This is a genomic window from Priestia sp. USM5 (genome assembly GCF_058323215.1).
In genome coordinates, this window is record NZ_JBSGKN010000001.1 from 649764 (window position 1) to 666652 (window position 16889).

General features: G+C 40.1%; 18 protein-coding genes. 17 read left to right on the top strand and 1 reads right to left on the bottom strand.

Annotation, left to right across the window (positions count from 1 at the left end; all coding sequences use genetic code 11):
- The first annotated feature begins 29 nt into the window (after positions 1-29).
- The 15 genes from ACWATA_RS03380 (at position 30) to spoVM (ending at position 14148) form a co-directional block, all read left to right on the top strand.
- Positions 30-290, top strand: coding sequence for a DUF370 domain-containing protein (locus tag ACWATA_RS03380; RefSeq protein ID WP_013084831.1), 261 nt, complete (start codon positions 30-32; stop codon positions 288-290).
- Between the two features lie 13 nt (positions 291-303).
- Positions 304-918 (top strand): guanylate kinase, encoded by a 615-nt coding sequence (gmk, locus tag ACWATA_RS03385; RefSeq protein ID WP_013058927.1) that lies wholly within the window; start codon positions 304-306, stop codon positions 916-918.
- Positions 919-920: 2 nt separating this feature from the next.
- Positions 921-1142, top strand: a complete 222-nt coding sequence (gene rpoZ, locus ACWATA_RS03390) for a DNA-directed RNA polymerase subunit omega (protein WP_013058926.1) — start codon at positions 921-923, stop codon at positions 1140-1142.
- A gap of 180 nt (positions 1143-1322) precedes the next feature.
- A complete protein-coding gene (coaBC, locus tag ACWATA_RS03395) occupies positions 1323-2540 on the top strand; it encodes a bifunctional phosphopantothenoylcysteine decarboxylase/phosphopantothenate--cysteine ligase CoaBC (RefSeq protein WP_221817790.1) in 1218 nt (405 codons plus the stop codon).
- Positions 2537-4951, top strand: coding sequence for a primosomal protein N' (gene priA, locus ACWATA_RS03400; RefSeq protein ID WP_473049572.1), 2415 nt, complete (start codon positions 2537-2539; stop codon positions 4949-4951). Before coaBC ends, priA begins: the two co-directional genes overlap by 4 nt.
- Before the next feature lie 70 nt (positions 4952-5021).
- Positions 5022-5495 (top strand): peptide deformylase, encoded by a 474-nt coding sequence (def, locus tag ACWATA_RS03405; protein WP_013084828.1) that lies wholly within the window; start codon positions 5022-5024, stop codon positions 5493-5495.
- A gap of 10 nt (positions 5496-5505) precedes the next feature.
- A complete protein-coding gene (fmt, locus tag ACWATA_RS03410; protein WP_028411455.1) occupies positions 5506-6444 on the top strand; it encodes a methionyl-tRNA formyltransferase in 939 nt (312 codons plus the stop codon).
- On the top strand, positions 6437-7777 hold the full coding sequence (gene rsmB / locus ACWATA_RS03415) for a 16S rRNA (cytosine(967)-C(5))-methyltransferase RsmB (protein WP_028411454.1): 1341 nt from the start codon (positions 6437-6439) through the stop codon (positions 7775-7777). The genes fmt and rsmB overlap by 8 nt, the downstream gene beginning before the upstream one ends.
- Before the next feature lie 2 nt (positions 7778-7779).
- The gene (rlmN, locus tag ACWATA_RS03420) at positions 7780-8871 is read left to right on the top strand and encodes a dual-specificity RNA methyltransferase RlmN (RefSeq protein ID WP_028411453.1); all 1092 of its coding nucleotides are present in this window, start codon (positions 7780-7782) and stop codon (positions 8869-8871) included.
- A gap of 4 nt (positions 8872-8875) precedes the next feature.
- Positions 8876-9619: a Stp1/IreP family PP2C-type Ser/Thr phosphatase gene (locus tag ACWATA_RS03425; RefSeq protein WP_028411452.1), complete on the top strand. Its 744-nt coding sequence runs from the start codon at positions 8876-8878 to the stop codon at positions 9617-9619.
- A 5-nt stretch (positions 9620-9624) separates the two neighbouring features.
- Positions 9625-11670 carry a Stk1 family PASTA domain-containing Ser/Thr kinase gene (pknB, locus tag ACWATA_RS03430; protein WP_047751791.1) on the top strand — a complete coding sequence of 682 codons (2046 nt, stop codon included), beginning with the start codon at positions 9625-9627 and terminating at the stop codon, positions 11668-11670.
- Between the two features lie 13 nt (positions 11671-11683).
- Positions 11684-12565 (top strand): ribosome small subunit-dependent GTPase A, encoded by an 882-nt coding sequence (gene rsgA, locus ACWATA_RS03435; RefSeq protein WP_013058917.1) that lies wholly within the window; start codon positions 11684-11686, stop codon positions 12563-12565.
- 2 nt (positions 12566-12567) lie between these two features.
- Entirely contained in the window at positions 12568-13224 is a 657-nt protein-coding gene (gene rpe / locus ACWATA_RS03440) for a ribulose-phosphate 3-epimerase (protein WP_013058916.1), read from the top strand.
- A 116-nt stretch (positions 13225-13340) separates the two neighbouring features.
- A complete protein-coding gene (locus ACWATA_RS03445; protein WP_028411450.1) occupies positions 13341-13988 on the top strand; it encodes a thiamine diphosphokinase in 648 nt (215 codons plus the stop codon).
- Positions 13989-14067: 79 nt separating this feature from the next.
- A complete protein-coding gene (spoVM, locus tag ACWATA_RS03450; protein ID WP_016765421.1) occupies positions 14068-14148 on the top strand; it encodes a stage V sporulation protein SpoVM in 81 nt (26 codons plus the stop codon).
- 57 nt (positions 14149-14205) lie between these two features.
- Here spoVM and rpmB read toward each other — a convergent pair whose 3' ends face one another.
- Positions 14206-14394, bottom strand: coding sequence for a 50S ribosomal protein L28 (gene rpmB / locus ACWATA_RS03455; RefSeq protein ID WP_013058914.1), 189 nt, complete (start codon positions 14392-14394; stop codon positions 14206-14208).
- Between the two features lie 314 nt (positions 14395-14708).
- Here rpmB and ACWATA_RS03460 point away from each other — a divergent pair, with 314 nt between their 5' ends.
- Complete coding sequence (locus ACWATA_RS03460) at positions 14709-15071, top strand: Asp23/Gls24 family envelope stress response protein (RefSeq protein WP_013058913.1); 363 nt, start codon at positions 14709-14711, stop codon at positions 15069-15071.
- A 16-nt stretch (positions 15072-15087) separates the two neighbouring features.
- Complete coding sequence (locus ACWATA_RS03465) at positions 15088-16755, top strand: DAK2 domain-containing protein (protein WP_028411449.1); 1668 nt, start codon at positions 15088-15090, stop codon at positions 16753-16755.
- Positions 16756-16889 lie beyond the last annotated feature (134 nt).

Consider the following 16889-nt stretch of genomic DNA (forward strand, 5'->3'; position numbering starts at 1 on the left):
GATTATATTGGTATAGCAGGAGGCTTCTTATGAGCGGTAAATTAGTGAACGTTGGATTTGGAAATTTTATTTCTTCTAATCGTATAATCTCTGTCGTTCATCCTGAATCAGCTCCAATCAAACGCATTATTCAAGATGCAAAAGATCGAGGCTCTTTAATAGATGCAACGCAAGGACGTAAAACACGATCTGTTATTGTTATGGATAGCGATCATGTTATTTTAGCTCCTGTACAGCCAGAAACTGTGTCGCAGCGACTTATAAACAAAGAAGAATTATTAGAAGGGTAGGTCACTTGAACCGATGATTGAAAGAGGTTTATTAATTGTTCTTTCCGGACCATCAGGTGTTGGAAAAGGAACGGTACGAAAAGCATTGTTTGAGCAAGAAGACATTAAATTGCAGTATTCTATCTCTGCAACAACAAGAAAGCCCCGCGAAGGTGAAGTAGACGGCGTTGACTATTTCTTCAAACCACGCGAAGAGTTTGAGCGCATGATTGAAAACAAGAAATTATTAGAGTGGGCTGAATACGTAGGCAACTACTACGGTACCCCGGTTGATTATGTAGAACAAACGTTATCTGAAGGAAAAGACGTATTTCTAGAAATTGAAGTGCAAGGTGCTCTTCAAGTGAAAGAAGCATTTCCAGAAGGTTTGTTCATCTTCTTGGCACCGCCGAGTTTATCAGAGCTTAAAAGTCGTATCGTAAACCGCGGTACTGAAACAGAAGACTTAATCAATAACCGTATGCGCGTGGCAAAAGAAGAAATTGAACTTATGGACGCCTACGATTATGTTGTAGAAAATGACAAAGTAGAAAATGCTTGTGCTCGCATCCGTGCTATCGTAACGGCTGAACACTGCCGTCGTGATCGTATTTCTGCGCGCTATAAAAGAATGCTGGAGGTAGAATAAACATGCTTTATCCATCAATTGATTCCCTAATGGAAAAATTAGATTCTAAGTACACGCTTGTGACAGTAGCTGCAAAACGCGCTCGTCAATTACAGCTTCACAATGATACGCCGATTGAAAAGCCGGTTTCTTATAAGTTTGTAGGCTGTGCTTTAGAAGAAATTAATGCTGAACAATTAAGCTATAAGCAAGGTGTAGCAGAAGAAGATTCTAAACATCAGTAAGTGAAAAAATAACAACCTACTTTATAGGTTGTTATTTTTTTGATGCTTTTGTTTGTATTCAAGCAGGATAGTGAATGTCTCACTACAAAAATGGTATAATAATTGAATTGAAAAGCTTTAGATAGTTACCCGAGTAAACAAGCGGATGCTGGTTGAGCGGGATAAATAGATGGGGGCATAATGATGAAGGGAAAACGAATTTTATTATGTGTTAGCGGCGGAATCGCCGTATATAAAGCCGTAGCTTTAACAAGTAAATTAGTACAAGCAGGAGCGGAAGTTAAAGTAATGATGACTGCTTCAGCACGCGAGTTCGTAACGCCGCTTACGTTTCAAGCTCTGTCTCGAAACCCAGTTTATACAGATACGTTTGATGAAAAAGATCCATCTGTGATTGCACATATTGATTTAGCCGATTGGCCCGATTTAATTTTAGTGGCTCCTGCTACGGCTAATATGATAGGGAAAATAGCAAATGGTCTTGCAGATGATATGATTTCCACAACGCTGCTTGCTGCTACTGCACCTGTGTGGATTGCGCCTGCAATGAATGTTCATATGTACGATCATCCCGCTGTTAAAAAAAATATGAGCACTCTTTCATCATTTGGTTACTCTTTTGTAGAACCAGGAGAAGGGTATTTGGCATGTGGTTATGTAGGAAAAGGTCGTCTTGAAGAGCCAGAAACAATTGTTTCACTAATCGGCTCTTATTTTTCCAAAGTATCAGATACACAAAAAATCTTTGACGGTATCAATGTATTGGTTACAGCAGGACCTACGGTAGAACGCGTTGATCCCGTCCGATTTTTCACCAATCGCTCTACTGGGAAAATGGGTTATGCTCTTGCAGAACAAGCTGCTAAGTTAGGTGCATCGGTAACACTTGTAACGGGACCGACGAATTTAGAGTATCCAAAAGGGGTGCAGGTTGTTCAAATTGAAAGCGCGCAGCAGATGCTTGAAGCTGTTATGCAGCGCTATCATGAAGCAGATGTTGTCATTAAATCAGCCGCAGTGGCAGATTACCGACCAAAGTATGTGTTTGATCAAAAGATGAAAAAGCAGCCTGGTGAAGCAGTATTAGAGCTAGAGAGAACACCAGATATTTTACGCACGCTTGGAGAGCGAAAAGAACACCAGCTTTTAGTCGGCTTTGCAGCAGAAACAGAACAAGTGGATGAATATGCACAAAAGAAACTTGCATCTAAAAACTTGGATATGATTGTAGCCAATAACGTGACGACAGAAGGAGCAGGTTTTGGGACGGACACAAATATTGTGACGCTCTATAAGCGAAGCGGAGAGTCTAAAGAACTTCCCATTCTTTCAAAACACGATGTAGCTACCGAGGTGTTAAAAGAAGTGAAGGAAATGTTAGAAGGGCGGAGAAAATGAGTGTAGCTAGTGTAATTGTGGACGTGGCTGCTAAACAAACAGATCGAGCTTTTGACTACGCCATTCCTGACAAATGGAAAGGAATTATTGTTCCGGGTATGCGAGTTGTCGTTCCGTTTGGTCCAAGAAAAGTTCAAGGGTTTGTGGTGGCTCTTAAAGAAGAGGCTGAAGTTAAGCGTGTTAAACCAATCGCTGACTTGCTTGATTTAACGCCGGTTCTGACTCCTGAACTGTTAGAGATTGGGCACTGGCTAACAGAAAAAACGCTTTGTTTTATGATATCGGCTTTTCAAGTCATGCTGCCTGCGGCGATGAAAGCAAAATATGATAAAGAACTGTCACTCCTTTCAAAAGAGGCATACGAACAGCTTCATGAGCAAGTCAAGCCGTTTTTTCAGTCAAGATCCTCGCTGAAGTGGAGTGAAGTGGAAAAAACAGCCGCTGCTCCTGCTTTTCACTGTGATATTCAAAAAGGTCTAATTGAAGTCGTCTACGTGGTGAAAAACAAAGGAAACAAAAAAACGGCAAAAGGCGTAAAACTGAATCAAAGCCTTGAAGACATTCAACAGTTTATGAACGAGTTAAATAAGCAGGCAGAAAAGCAAAAGCAAGTGCTGTCTTTTATGCTCGAGCGAAATGAAGAAGTAGCCATAAAAGAAATAGCGGAAGATTTGCAGATTACCTCCGCTCCTATAAAAGCGCTGATTAACAAAGGACTCTTAGAGGAAACGGAAATTGAAATATACCGTGATCCTTATCAAGATCGATACTTTACACCGTCAAAGCCATTTCAATTGACCGATGAACAAGCTGAGGCAATCGCACCGATTCTGCAGGACATCGAAGAAAATCTTCACGATGTGTTTTTAATGTATGGAGTAACGGGAAGCGGAAAAACAGAAGTGTATCTCCAATCGATTGATCAAGTATTAAAAAAAGGAAAAGAAGCGATTATGCTTGTTCCGGAGATTTCACTTACCCCTCAGATGGTCAAGCGGTTTAAAGAGCGGTTCGGCTCAAAAGTTGCTGTGCTTCATAGCGGCTTGTCTACTGGAGAAAAATACGATGAATGGCGAAAAATTCAGCGAAAAGAAGTATCCGTTGTGGTAGGGGCCCGCTCTGCTGTATTTGCTCCATTTGAAAATTTAGGCCTTCTTATTATCGATGAAGAACATGAGACGAGTTATAAACAAGAAGAAAACCCCCGTTATCATGCAAAAGATGTAGCCATTTACCGAGGGCAGCATCATCAGTGTCCAGTCATTTTAGGAAGTGCAACACCAACGCTTGAGTCCTTTGCAAGAGCGCAAAAAGGTGTATATAAGCTACTGACGTTAAAGCAAAGAATGAATAAGTCATCGATGCCGTCGGTGGATATTGTTGATATGAGAGAGGAACTTCGCAGCGGCAATCGCTCTATGTTTTCAACTATGCTGTTTGAAAAGATGAAAAACCGTTTGGAAAAAGGAGAGCAAATCGTTTTATTTTTAAATAAAAGAGGCCATTCTTCTTTTGTTATGTGCAGGGACTGCGGTTACGTTCCGACATGTGAGCACTGTGAAATTTCACTAACGTATCACCGCTATCAAAATAAATTAAAATGCCATTACTGCGGACACGAAGAACATGTGCACACTGAGTGCCCGGAATGCCACAGCGAACATATCCGCTTTTTTGGATCTGGTACACAAAAAGTGGAAGAAGAATTAACAAAAGTGCTGCCTGAGGCTAGAGTCGTGCGAATGGATGTTGATACGACAAGCCGAAAAGGCGCGCATGAAAAGCTCCTGAACAAGTTTGCAAGTGGAGAAGCGCAAATTTTACTAGGGACGCAGATGATTGCCAAAGGGCTAGACTTTCCAAACGTCACGCTTGTAGGCGTTTTAACAGCAGATACGATGCTGAATTTACCTGACTTTCGTGCATCTGAAAAAACGTTTCAGCTTTTAACACAAGTAAGCGGAAGAGCAGGACGCCACAAGCTTCCAGGAGAAGTAGTGATTCAAACGTACACGCCTGAGCACTACAGCATTCAACTTGCGAGTCAGCATGATTACGATGCGTTTTATAAGCAGGAGATGGAAATTCGTAAAATGCATAAATATCCGCCTTTCTTTTACTTGGCGCTTGTCACCGTATCTCATGAAAATATTGCAAAAGTGGTGTCTGTTACAGACAAAATTTCGCAGTATCTGGGTCAGAAACTTTCGCCGCAAACAACGATCTTAGGGCCAGTCGCATCTCCCATTGCTAAGATAAAAGATAGATATCGCTATCAATGCATGTTAAAATACAAGCTGGAACCAAGCCTGATTCCGCTGTTGAAATATATATTAGAACGTTATCAAGCGGAAATGCAGAAGGAAAATTTAACGATTACAATTGATTTGAATCCATACTCGATGATGTAACTAGTCGTCTTGATGGCGTTAAAGAAGAAGCTTTTTGGATATAAATAGAAAGAATAAAGGAGGTGCCTATTTGGCTAAGCTTAAGCTTGTTTACCATCCTAATGAAGTACTTGAACAAGAGTGTGAAGTCGTTAAAAACTTTGATAATAAATTAGCGAAATTACTAAACGGCATGTATGATTTAATGCTTGAAGCAGACGGTGTGGGTCTAGCTGCTCCTCAAGTAGGAGTTCTGCAGCAAGTGGCAGTGGTAGACGTGGACGATCGACACGGTAAAATTGAGTTAATTAATCCGGTAATTATTGAGCAACGAGGCGAACAAATCGGTCCAGAAGGCTGCCTAAGTTTTCCGGGCCTTTTTGGTGACGTGGCTCGAGCTGATTATGTGAAAGTACGTGCGCAAAATCGTAAAGGAAAACCTTATTTTATAGAAGCAAAAGGTTTTTTAGCACGAGCCATTCAACATGAAATTGATCACTTACACGGTGTATTGTTCACGGAAAAAGTAACAAAGTATTACGAAGAGGATGAACTAGAAGGGTAGGTTTTACACGATGAAAGTCGTATTTATGGGAACGCCGGATTTTTCAGTGCCGGTTTTACAAACATTACTTAAAGATGGATATGAAGTGGTCGCAGTGGTTACACAGCCGGACCGACCAAAAGGACGCAAGCGCGTATTAACACCTCCTCCTGTAAAAGTTGAGGCGTTAAAACATGAAATACCTGTACTGCAGCCAGAAAAGATTCGTTTAGAAGAAGAATATCAGCAAGTGTTAGCGTATGAGCCTGACCTAATTGTAACAGCGGCTTTTGGTCAAATTTTACCAACTCCTATTTTAGAAGCGCCTAAATACGGCTGTATTAACGTACATGCTTCTCTGTTACCTGAACTGCGCGGAGGCGCGCCGATTCACTATTCAATTCTACAAGGTAAGCCGAAAACTGGTGTTACAATTATGTATATGGTAGAAAAATTAGATGCAGGTGATATCTTAACACAGGTAGAAGTTCCGATTGAAGAACGTGATCACGTGGGCACACTTCACGATAAACTCAGCGCTGCTGGTGCAAAATTGCTTTCAGAAACCATTCCTTCTCTTGTGAAAGGTGAAATTACGCCGGTTAAACAAAACGATGGCGAAGCGACATTTGCTTCTAATATTAAGCGTGAACAAGAGAAAATTGATTGGGCCCGTACAGGAGAAGAAATTTATAATCATATCCGCGGACTTCATCCTTGGCCCGTTGCTTATACAACAGCAGACGGTCAAGTCATGAAAATTTGGTGGGGAGAGAAAGTATCCGCATCAGGCAAACCGGGTACCGTTTTATCACTTGAAGAGGACGGATTTGTAGTAGCAACTGGAAATGAAACAGCTATTAAAGTGACGGAACTTCAGCCGGCTGGAAAAAAACGTATGGATGCAGCGCAGTATTTACGAGGTACATCTGTTGAAGTCGGAACAGTATTAGGGGATGTCAATGAGTAAGTACAACGTTCGAGACATAGCTTTAGATATTTTACTAGCTATTGAAAAAAATCAGGCATTCAGCAATCTATTGTTAAATAACAGTATACAAAAACGTGGTATTCAAGGGAAAGATGCAGGGCTGTTAACGGAAATCGTGTATGGAACGATTCAAAGACGCGATACGTTAGATTACGGGTTAGCCCCTTTCTTGAAAAATCCCAAAAAACTTCAGCCTTGGGTGCGAGTGCTGCTTCGTTTATCTCTTTATCAGATGATGTATTTAGACCGAGTACCTGACCGGGCAATCCTTCATGAAGCAGTAGAAATTGCTAAAAAACGTGGTCACAAAGGAATTGCCTCAATGGTAAACGGCGTTTTACGAAATATTCAGCGCAGCGGCACGCCTTCTTTAGAAGAAATACAAAATCCTGTGGAGCGCTTGGCAATTGAAACGAGTCATCCAGTATGGCTTGTAAAACGCTGGGTGGAACAATATGGATTGGACAAAACACGCGGAATCTGTTTAGCTAATTTAATGGCCCCTAAACAAACAATCCGAGTAAACAGTGCACGCTTTACGCAAAATGAAGTAAAAGAAGCGCTAGAAAAAGAAGGTATTGTTGTAGAACCAGGCCATTTTGTAGAAGAAGCGCTAGAAGTTCAAAAAGGAAATGCAGCTCATACACAAGCATTTCGTGAAGGAATGTTTACCGTTCAAGATGAAAGCTCTATGTTAGTAGCTCATGCACTAGGCGCAGAAGCAGAAGAGCTGATTTTAGATAGCTGTGCTGCACCGGGAGGAAAATCAACTCATATTGCAGAGCAGCTTAAAAACAGTGGTAGAGTTATTTCCTTGGACATTCATGACCATAAAGTAAAGCTGATTGCCCAGCAGGCAGAGCGTCTGCATCTTACCAATATTGAGCCAACGGTTCAAGACAGCCGCAAAGCCGGTGAACAGTTTGATAAAGAAATGTTTGACCGCATTTTAGTAGATGCCCCGTGCTCAGGTTTTGGTGTGATGAGACGTAAACCTGATTTGAAATATACAAAAACTGAGCAGGATGTAAAGCAGCTGGCGCGTATTCAACAAGATATTTTAAATGCGGTTGCGCCTTTATTAAAAAAAGGTGGGACCCTCGTATATAGTACATGTACAATTGATCGGGATGAAAATGGGGATGTTGTAGCAGCATTTTTAGCAGATCATGCTGATTTTCAAAAAGACGAAACGCTTGCTGCACGCATGCCGCAAAGACTTAAACAAAACGTAAAACATGGTGAAATTCAATTGCTGCCAGATGCACAAAGCGATGGATTTTATATTGCATGTTTACAGAAGAAGGTGTAAAAATGGAAGAAGTAGCTAAAAGAAAAGCAAAAGCAGAAGAAAAAACGCAAAAACCATCTATTTATTCATTAGAAATGCACGACCTAGAAAATTGGTTAGTGGAACATGGTGATAAGAAGTTCCGTGCTAAACAAATTTTTGACTGGTTATATGTTAAACGCGTAACGGACTTTGACGATATGTCAAACTTATCTAAAGGATTACGTGAACAATTAAAAGACAAATTTGCATTAACGACATTAAAAACAGTTGTTCAGCAAACGTCTGGAGACGGCACGATGAAGTTTTTATTCGAACTCCATGACGGTTATACGATTGAAACGGTGCTTATGCGTCATGAATACGGAAATTCTGTCTGCGTAACAACTCAAGTTGGCTGTCGCATCGGCTGTACGTTCTGTGCGTCTACTCTTGGAGGTTTAAAGCGTAACTTAGAAGCTGGAGAAATCGTAGCGCAAGTAGTAAAAGTACAAAAAGCGCTAGATGAACAAGGAGAACGCGTGAGCTCTGTCGTAATTATGGGTATTGGGGAGCCATTTGATAACTATGATGAAATGATGCGCTTCTTAAAAACAATTAACAGTGATGATGGATTAAATATTGGTGCACGTCATATCACAGTATCGACAAGTGGAATCATTCCAAAAATCTATAAGTTTGCTGATGAAAAAATGCAAATCAATTTTGCGATTTCACTTCACGCTCCAAACAATGACATCCGCTCACGCTTAATGCCGATTAACCGCGCGTATAAACTTCCTGATTTGATGGAAGCCATTAAATATTATACGGATAAAACGGGAAGACGTATTAGCTTTGAGTATGGTCTATTCGGAGGAGTAAACGATCAAGTAGAGCATGCGGAGGAATTAGCGGATTTGATTAAAGACGTTAAATGTCACGTGAACTTGATTCCGGTAAACTATGTGCCTGAGCGTGATTATGTTCGTACACCGCGTGAACAGATTTTTGCATTTGAACGTACGCTTAAAAAGCGTGGCGTTAACGTGACTATTCGACGTGAGCAAGGTCATGACATCGATGCAGCTTGTGGCCAATTACGTGCGAAGGAGCGTAAAGAAGAGACGAGGTGATTGTATGGCAACTGTCTTCATGACAGACCGAGGGAGAGTTAGACAACACAATGAAGATAACGGAGGGGTATTTTTGAACCAACATAATCAGCTGCTTGCAATTGTGGCTGATGGTATGGGAGGTCATCGAGCTGGCGACATCGCCAGTGAGATGGCGGTTCAAAAATTGCAAATAGCGTGGGAAGAAGCGAACAAAGTAACGTCTCCTGATGAGGCGACGCAGTGGATTCGTACGCATGTTTCCCAAATTAATCAAGATATTTATCGGTATGCTCAGGAGCATGAAGAGTGTAAAGGCATGGGTACGACAGTTGTACTTGCTTTATGCGCCGATACGTTTTGTGCGATTGGTAATATAGGAGACAGCAGGTGCTATATTTCCAATGAATATGGATTTCAACAAGTAACAGAAGATCATTCTCTTGTGAATGAACTCGTAAAAAATGGTCAAATCACAAAAGAAGATGCTGAACATCATCCGCGAAAAAATATCTTATTGCGAGCACTAGGTACCGAAGAAAATGTTAGTTTAGATGTAAAAACAATTGAAGTGGAAAAAGAAGATCGATTATTATTATGTTCAGATGGACTGACAAATAAGGTAACGGAACAAAAGCTGAACGAAACGTTATCAACAAGTTCATCACTTCACGAAAAGGGTACGAGCCTGATTCAATTAGCAAATGAGCTTGGTGGAGAAGACAATATTACACTTGCAATTGTGGACTTTACATCTGAAAGTGGGTGAGAGTGTTGCTAATAGGTAGACGGCTAAACGACCGTTATAAGGTATTGCAAGTAATTGGTGGAGGCGGAATGGCAAACGTCTATTTAGGTCGCGACATGATTTTGGATCGTGATGTGGCAATTAAAGTGCTTCGTTTAGACTTTGCAAGTGACGATGCGTTTATAAAGCGTTTCCATCGAGAAGCTCAATCTGCTACGAGTATTGCTCATCCTAATATTGTCAGCATTTATGATGTTGGAGAAGAAGAAGATATTTACTATATCATCATGGAATATGTACCGGGTATGACATTAAAGCAATACATTCTGCAAGAATCACCATTATCTCTTGATAAAGCCATACATATTATGACGCAGATTACATCAGCTATTGCCCATGCTCATCAGTACGGAATTATTCACCGGGATATTAAGCCTCAAAATATTTTAATTGATCATGATGATACCATTAAAGTTACTGACTTCGGCATTGCCGTAGCACTAAGTTCTACAACCATTACGCATACTAATTCTGTTTTGGGCTCTGTTCATTATTTATCTCCTGAACAGGCAAGGGGAGGGCTTGCGAATAAGCGTTCTGATATTTATTCGCTTGGCATCGTCCTATTTGAATTGCTAACGGGTCGAGTCCCTTTTTCTGGGGAATCGGCTGTGTCAATTGCATTAAAACATTTACAGACAGAAACACCTTCTCCAAAAAGGTGGAATCCATCTATCCCTCAAAGCGTGGAGAATGTTGTATTAAAAGCAACAACTAAAGATCCATTTTACCGATACAGTTCCGTCGAAGAACTCGAAGCGGATTTACAGTCTGCTGTTCATCCAAATCGTTATAATGAACAAAGATTTACGGTGCCTGATGATGAAGAAGTGACAAAAGCCATTCCCGTTATTAAGGAGGATTTTGTTGAATCCGAAGAAACGCACGTACCTGTGAGAAAACCACCTCACTTAGAGCGCGAAGAACAAGAAGAAGAAGAAGTAAAGCCGAAGAAAAAAAAGAAGAAAAAGAAAAAAGGCAAAAGCAAGCTGATTGTAACGCTTGTTTTAATTTTTTTGCTGCTGGCAGCTGCTAGCGTAGCCGCCGTTACATTCATTCCGGCTTTATTACTGCCAAAAGACGTAAAGGTTCCTGATTTACATAATCAAGATTATGAATCAGCTGTAACCGATTTAGTTTCTTTAGGCTTTAAAGTGAAGAATCCTAAAGATATATCTGATAATGAGGTGGAAGAAGGCGACGTGGTTAAAACGATGCCAGAAGCGGGAGACGTGATCAAAGAAGGCTCTAACGTCATTATTTATCGAAGTACAGGAAAGAAAAAAGAAGCATTTAACCGGTACATTGGAAGAAGCTTTACGGAAGTAAAAAGTCTGTTAGAAAAGCAGAATTATAAAGATATCCAATCCATCGAAGTTGAAAGCACAGAACCAAAAGGCAATATTACAGATCAGACGCCTAAAGAAACCGAACAAGTCGTGCCGGAAGATACAACGGTTACGCTATGGGTAAGTAAAGGTCCGCCGAAGATTGCATTAAAGGATTTCTCGGGCTGGACGGAAAAAAGCGTAAAAGATTATGCATCAGATGAAGATATTGAAGTGGACGTAAAAACAGCGTATTCCGACACTGTTGAAAAAGGTCTTGTGATGTCTCAAAAGCCTGCAGCGGAGCAGAGTATTGAGCAAGGTGATAAGCTCACCATTACGGTCTCAATGGGCAAAGAGCCAAAAGCTCCTCAAACGGTGTCAGTGGATGTTACCATTCCGTATAAAGAAGAGGCTGACACCGAAGCAAGCACGGAACAAGGCGACGCAACGGAAACAGGCGATGCCACTGAAACAGAAGAGGAAAAGCCAAAGCCGCAAAAAGTACAAATTTATATCGAAGATGCAGATAACGATATGTCGGTTCCTGCTAAAGAACTAACGATTACTGAAACAACAAAAGAATCATTCGATGTTTTAGTTGATGAAAATGAAAAAGCGTCTTATAAAATTGTCCGAGACGGGGAAGTTATTGAAGAAAAAGACGTTGAATATCCAGAGTGATAGGAGTGAGGTTATGCCAGAAGGAAGAATTATTAAATCCCTTAGCGGATTTTATTATGTTCTTCATGACGGACAAGTAACGCAATGTCGAGGACGAGGTGTTTTTCGTAAAAAGAAGGTAACGCCTTTAGTCGGTGACAATGTAGTATTTCAGGCGGAAAATAAGCTTGAAGGATATATACTTGAAATTAAAGAACGTAAAAATGAATTAGTTCGTCCCCCAATTTCAAATGTTGATCAGGCGCTGCTTGTTTTTTCAGCGATTGAACCTGATTTTAGTACAATGCTTCTTGACCGATTTTTAGTGTTAGTGGAGTCTAATCATATTGAACCTATTATTTGTATTTCAAAAGTAGATCTTTTATCACAGCAGCAAAAGCAAGAAATCGAGCAATATGCCGAAGAATATCGTAAAATAGGATATGAGGTCATTTTAACGTCGACAGTCACAGAAAAAGGCATGGAACAAATTCAGCCGTTATTTGAAGATCGCGTAACGGTTATTGCTGGACAGTCAGGTGTAGGTAAATCTTCACTGCTAAATACGCTTAAACCAGAGCTTGAGTTAAAGACAAATGATATTTCAATGTCACTTGGAAGAGGAAAGCATACAACACGTCATGTAGAACTGATTTCGTTTGGTGAAGGTTTAGTAGCTGATACGCCAGGCTTTAGCTCACTGGAATTTTTAACGTTAGAAGTAGAAGAGTTGACCGATTGTTTTCCTGAAATGTCGCGTTTGAGTGAACAGTGTAAATTTCGAGGTTGTTTGCATGTGAAAGAACCAAAATGTGCGGTGAAAGAAGCATACGAACAAAAAGAAATTCCGAGTTATCGCTACGAACATTACTTGCAATTTATTGAGGAAATTAAGCAAAGAAAGCCGAGGTATTAAAAATGACAAAAATCGCACCTTCCATTTTATCTGCCAATTTTTCAAAGCTTGCTGAAGAAATTCGTGAAGTTGAAGCAGGTGGAGCAGACTACATCCATATAGACGTCATGGATGGCCATTTTGTTCCTAATATTACAATTGGACCGCTTATCGTTGAGGCTGTACGCCCTGTCACAACACTGCCATTAGATGTGCATTTAATGATTGAAAACCCAGATCAATACGTTCCAATGTTTGCAAAGGCGGGTGCTGATATTTTAACGGTACATGCTGAAGCGTGTACTCATTTGCACCGCACCATTCAATTAATCAAAGAGCACGGCATGAAAGCAGGCGTTGCTTTAAATCCTGCAACGCCAATTGACGTGGTAAAGCATATCTTAGAAGATATCGATCTTATTTTATTAATGACGGTGAACCCAGGCTTTGGAGGACAAAACTTCATTCCAAGTGTACTGCCGAAAATTGAGCAAATCTCTCAGCTTATTGAAATCCGTCACCTTTCTATTGAAGTAGAGGTTGATGGAGGAATTAATGAAGAAACAGCAAGAAAATGTGTAGAAGCAGGAGCAAATGTCTTAGTGGCTGGCTCAGCTATTTATAATCAAGAAGATCGAGCTGGCGCAATCAGCCAAATTCGCACAACTGTTCAAGCGTAAGTAATAAAAGCTGCTGTGTACAACGGGTAGAACTTGTACACAGCAGCTTTTTCTTTTAGGATAAAGAAAACATATTTATTTCGTTCATTTTTTAATAGAAAAGGAGCATATACATAATGAAAATTCATATTCTAGCAGGGGGACCGGATGAACATATGCCACTCCTGCACCAATCAAATGATGTAAAGTGGGTAGGAGTAGACCGGGGCGTATTCCTGCTTCTTCAACAAGACATTTTGCCCGTGAAAGCATTCGGAGATTTTGATTCCATTACAAATGCGCAGCTTAAGCGAGTGAGAGAAGCATTACAAGATGTTGAATTGTATCCTGCGGAAAAAGATGCAACTGATTTGGAACTTGCTTTTGAGTGGGCAATAGAGCAAAAACCGGACAGTATTTGTATCTTTGGAGCAACAGGTGGAAGACTTGACCACATGTTTGGAAGCATTCAGCTCCTGTACAAAGGCTTAAAAAAGAAAGCGAATGTACAAATGATTGACAATCAAAATATCATTCAATTGTTTGAACCAGGCACTTATCATGTTGATCGTTTAAAGGAGTTTCACTATATTTCATTCGTTCCTTTTGCAGGCGGTGTAAAAGAGCTTACGCTAGAAGGTTTCAAATATCCGCTCAATAAGCATGAAGTAGAACTCGGCTCAACTTTATGTATTAGCAATGAACTTATTCAACAAAGAGGTACTTTTTCATTTACAAAAGGCATATTAATGATGGTAAGAAGCAATGATAAACGTTGCTTGTGATGAAGTATGGAAAATGAGAGCAGGACATAGGGCTTTCTTTAAAAGGAGATAAAGTGTGGAGACGGTTAGGAGGGACAGTATGAAATTCTATACAATCAAACTTCCAAAGTTTTTAGGTGGGATCGTAAAGGTCATGCTTAATTCGTTTAAAAAAGATTAACAACGCCGGAATAATAAAAGAAGCACCATAAAATATGGTGCTTTTTCATTATAAAGATTAAACGCGTTGAACTTTACCAGACTTAAGGGCTCTAGCTGAAACGTACACACGTTTTGGTTTACCGTTCACTAAGATACGTACTTTTTGAACGTTAGCACCCCATTTACGCTTAGTAGCGTTCATTGCGTGAGAACGTGCGTTACCTGAACGAGCTTTTCTACCAGTTACTACACATTTGCGTGCCATGATTTTCCCTCCTAACACCAAAAAAACTACTCAATTCTGTTTTGAGAAATACTATATTAATTTATCACAGCCTTAAAGAGAATGCAATAGTTCTGGAGAAAAGCTTTCAAGAAATTTTCCTTGACATATAAAATGAATCTATGTTCAATAATATAGAGAGTAGAAATAGGTATAACTTGGGCAATTACTTATTTTAAGACAAGTTGATACCCAATACTGTCATCTTTAAAAGGGACAAGCTGGACGCCTCTTTTAAAACGAGATTGATTATAGTAGAATATTTATAACCTATGAAAGTAGAAAGGGGAACGAGTATGTCCATCGAAATGAAAACGAAGTATGGTCAAATTGATATTTCTACAGATGTAATTGCAACAATTGCTGGAGGAGCAGCTGTTGATTGTTACGGGATTGTCGGAATGGCTTCAAAAAATCAGCTTAAAGATGGTCTTACAGAAATTCTTCGCAAAGAAAACTTTACACGAGGTATTGTGGTAAGACAAGAAGAGGATGACGTACATATCGACATGTACATTATCGTAAGCTATGGAACAAAAATTTCTGAAATTGCTCATAATGTGCAAACAAAAGTAAAATACACGCTGGAACAAACGGTTGGTCTAACGGTTGATTCAGTAAATATTTATGTGCAGGGTGTTCGTGTAACGAACGTTTAATTAAGGAGGAAGATTCGTGTCAATGACAACGTTGGACGGAAAGCGGTTTAGAGAAATGGTGCTTCAAGGAGCCCAGCATCTATCTAACAATGCAGATTACGTGGATGCGCTGAACGTTTTTCCTGTACCAGATGGTGATACTGGAACAAATATGAACTTATCGATTACGTCTGGTGCTAAAGAAGTGAAAAATAAACTATCTGATCACATCGGTCAAGTGAGTCAAGCTTTGTCTAAGGGCTTATTGATGGGCGCGCGCGGTAATTCAGGAGTTATTTTATCTCAATTATTCCGCGGTTTTGCGAAATCGGTTGAGCAAAAGTCAGCGATTACAACAGTTGAGTTTGCTGAAGCTCTTGAGCTTGGTGTAGAAACTGCTTATAAAGCTGTTATGAAACCAATCGAAGGAACCATTTTAACAGTAGCTAAGGATACTGCTAAAAAAGCAGCGGCTGTTGCTAAAAAGCAATCTGATATGATTCTGTTCATGGAAGAAGTACTTAAGGAAGCTAATGCTTCGTTAAATCGCACGCCAGATCTTTTACCCGTGTTAAAAGAAGTAGGCGTAGTGGATAGCGGAGGTCAAGGGCTTGTTTTAATTTATGAAGGGTTTTTAGCTGAATTAAAAGGTGAAAAACTTCCGGGTGTACCCATGTCAGCTCCTTCGATGAATGAACTTGTAAATGCTGAGCATCATAAGCATGCGCAAAGCCATATGAATACAGAAGATATTGAATTTGGCTATTGTACAGAATTTATGGTAAGGCTGGAAGAGGATAAGCCCGCAGCTAAAACATTTTCTGAAGAAACGTTTCGCCAAGATTTAAGTAAATGGGGCGACTCGTTGCTTGTAGTATCTGATGATGAAATTGTGAAAGTTCATATTCACGCCGAGCATCCTGGAGAAGTGTTAAACTACGGGCAGCAATATGGAAGTTTAATTAAAATGAAGATTGAAAACATGAGAGAACAGCATAGCAGCATTGTTTCAGATGAAGAAAAGCCTGCAGTAAAAAAGGCTGAAAAACAGCCCTTTGGCATTGTTACTGTATCAATGGGAAAAGGAATTGCTGAATTGTTCAAGAGCCTTGGGGCAACGGTTGTCATTGAAGGCGGACAAACAATGAATCCAAGTACGGAGGATATTGTCAAAGCGATTGAAGAAACAAATGCAGAACAGGTACTTATTTTACCTAATAACGGAAATATTGTAATGGCTGCTAACCAAGCGGCTGCTGTTGCCGGCAGTCACGTTTCGGTTGTCCCGTCTAAAACGGTTCCTCAAGGAATGACAGCGCTGCTATCATTTAATCCTCAGCAAAGCTTAAAAGAAAACGAGGAAGCAATGACAGAAGCTCTGCAGCACGTAAAAACAGGGCAAGTAACGTATGCAGTTCGCGATACAAATATTGATGGTCTTGAATTAGCTAAAGGCGATTTTATGGGTATTGCCGAAAAGAAAATCGTCGTAAAAGATTCAGAGAAATTAGAAGCAGCGAAAAAGCTATTGACTTATATGATTGATGACGAAGCGGAAATCCTTACGATTCTTCAAGGAGAGGATGTCTCAGACGATGAAGCTGAAGCGCTAACATCGTTTGTAGAAGAAACGTTTGAAGAAGTTGAGGTAGAGCTTCATAAAGGAGATCAACCTTTATATTCTTACATTTTTGCAATTGAATAACAAAAAAAGAAGCACTCCTCTCAAGGGGCGCTTCTTTTTTTGTGTTTTTTAAGTTAAATACGAACTATTTTATTTTTACATGTTGTAATCGTTCGTTATATTAGGTATATTAGTTGAAAAGAACCCGTTTGTAT